Genomic DNA, 2,500 nt, shown 5'->3' with positions numbered 1-2,500 from the left:
CACCAAATATTGGTACAGAACATATTTTATTAGGGTTATTAAGAGATGAAGATATACTAGCATCACGTATTTTATTGAATCTGGGCTTAAGTTTATCCAAAATGCGCCAGCTTTTAATGAAAAAAATTGGTATAACAGATCCACAAATGAGTGGTAATGTAGGACGTCGAAGAAATAATCAAGCTCAAAAAGCAGCACCAAAAGGAACGCCAACATTAGATTCTTTAGCACGTGATTTAACAAAATTAGCTCGTGAAAAAAATCTTGATCCAGTAGTTGGACGTTCACAAGAAGTTAGACGTTTGATTCAAATTTTAAGCCGTCGTACAAAAAATAACCCTGTTTTAGTTGGAGAACCTGGCGTTGGTAAAACAGCGATTGCTGAAGGGTTAGCTCAAAAAATCGTCAATGGTGAAGTGCCAGAAGATATGCAAGAAAAACGCTTGATGATGTTAGATATGGGCGCTTTAGTAGCAGGTACTAAGTATCGTGGAGAGTTTGAAGATCGGCTCAAAAAGGTGATCGATGAGATTTATCAAGATGGCGAAGTCATTTTATTTATTGATGAATTGCACACTTTGATTGGTGCAGGTGGTGCTGAAGGCGCAATCGATGCATCAAATATATTAAAACCAGCACTTGCAAGAGGTGAATTGCAAACAATCGGTGCAACAACATTAGATGAATATCAAAAGTATATCGAAAAAGATTCTGCTTTAGAACGACGTTTTGCCCGTGTGCAAGTTGATGAACCAACACCAGAGGAAGCAGAAGAGATTCTAAAAGGTTTACGTTCTCGTTATGAAGAACATCATGGTGTGGAGATTACAGATGATGCACTACATGCAGCGGTTCAATTATCTGTACGCTATATCAATTCTCGTCAGTTACCAGACAAAGCAATTGATTTGATGGATGAGTCTTCAGCAAAAGTTCGTTTGGATTTAGCCGATGAACCTTCTGAAATCAATAATTTGCGCTTGGAAATTGTTCGTTTAGTTGAAGAAAAAGAATCAGCAATTCAAGCTCAGTCATTTGAAAGTGCTGCTAGGTTACGTCAAAAAGAGAAAAAATTGGCACGTAAATTAGAGAATATTTTATTATTAGAACAAAAAGAAGCGTCTGGTTATGCTAATCGGGTAACAGAAGAAGATGTTGCTAATGTGGTATCACAATGGACAGGCGTGCCTTTACAGCAATTAGAGAAAAAGGAAAGTGAACGACTGCTTGAATTGGAAAGTATTTTACATCATCGAGTAGTTGGTCAGGAAGAAGCAGTTCAAGCTGTGTCGCGTGCGATTCGTAGAGCTCGTAGTGGTTTGAAAGATCCAAACCGACCAATTGGTTCGTTTATGTTTTTAGGCCCAACAGGTGTAGGGAAAACGGAATTAGCAAAAGCTTTAGCTGAAACAATGTTTGGTAGCGAAGATGCCCTTGTTCGGGTAGATATGTCTGAGTTTATGGAAAAATATAGCACCAGTCGTTTGATTGGTTCTCCTCCAGGTTATGTGGGATATGAAGAAGGCGGCCAATTAACTGAAAAAATTCGCCAAAAACCGTATTCTGTTATTTTACTGGATGAGGTAGAAAAAGCGCATCCTGATGTCTTCAATATCTTGTTACAAGTGTTAGACGATGGTCACTTAACAGATTCTAAAGGACGAAAAGTAGACTTTAGAAATACAATTTTGATTATGACATCAAACATTGGCGCAACGGCGATTCGTGATGAAAAAAATGTTGGTTTCAATGTTCAGGATCTAACGAAAGATTACGGTGCAATGCAAAAACGGATCATGGAAGAACTGAAAAAAGCCTTTCGTCCAGAATTTTTGAATCGTGTAGATGAAACAGTTGTCTTCCGTTCATTAGATCAGGAAGAAATTCACGAAATCGTGAAAATCATGAGTAAATCAATTGTTCAACGCTTACGGGAACAAGATGTTAATGTGAAAATCACAGCAGCTGCGATTGAAGTGATTGGAAAAGTTGGCTTCGACCCGGAATACGGCGCACGCCCAATTCGTAGAGCTTTGCAAAAAGAAGTAGAAGACCGTTTAAGCGAAGCATTACTTTCAGGTCAAATCCATCTTGGGGATAAAGTGACGATTGGAGCAAGTAAAGGAAAAATAACATTAAACGTTAAATCGCCTAAACTTGAACAGGTGTTACAAACAATTTAAATTTAAAATCAATAATTCGCTGTGCAAAACGAATCTGTTTTGTACAGCTTTTTTTCTTAAATAGACATAAATAATACTCTTTATTTTGTGAAAAATGATCGTTAAAATAAAGAGAGCCTATTGGAAAGTTTGTGAACCTGTGCTACTATAAAACAGTTGTAAGAAGACTATGTAAAAAGATAAAAGTATTGTTGTTAGATGAATTTGTAAAGGATTGGATGAGTCTGTTCAGCTTTTAAGATATCTAGCTTCATGAACCAGCATCTCGGAAAAAAGATAAAATTAGCCTGTGACTAAGAACGTCACATTCAAATTTT

The 2,500-nt window shown here is 37.1% G+C and carries 1 protein-coding gene (running past one end of the window); it reads left to right on the top strand.

The genetic code is table 11. The annotated features are described in order from the left end of the window. On the top strand, positions 1–2,183 hold the 3' portion of the coding sequence (locus tag A5819_RS05910) for an ATP-dependent Clp protease ATP-binding subunit (RefSeq protein ID WP_086277581.1). 307 nt of this gene lie to the left of the window's left edge; 2,183 of the gene's 2,490 nt are visible here — the last part of the coding sequence; the start codon falls outside the window, past its left edge; its stop codon occupies positions 2,181–2,183. Positions 2,184–2,500: the final 317 nt, after the last annotated feature.

The sequence above is a fragment of the Enterococcus sp. 7E2_DIV0204 genome, assembly GCF_002140855.1.
Classification (GTDB): Bacteria; Bacillota; Bacilli; order Lactobacillales; family Enterococcaceae; genus Enterococcus_L; species Enterococcus_L lemimoniae.
This window is presented reverse-complemented; position numbering and strand designations above follow the sequence as displayed.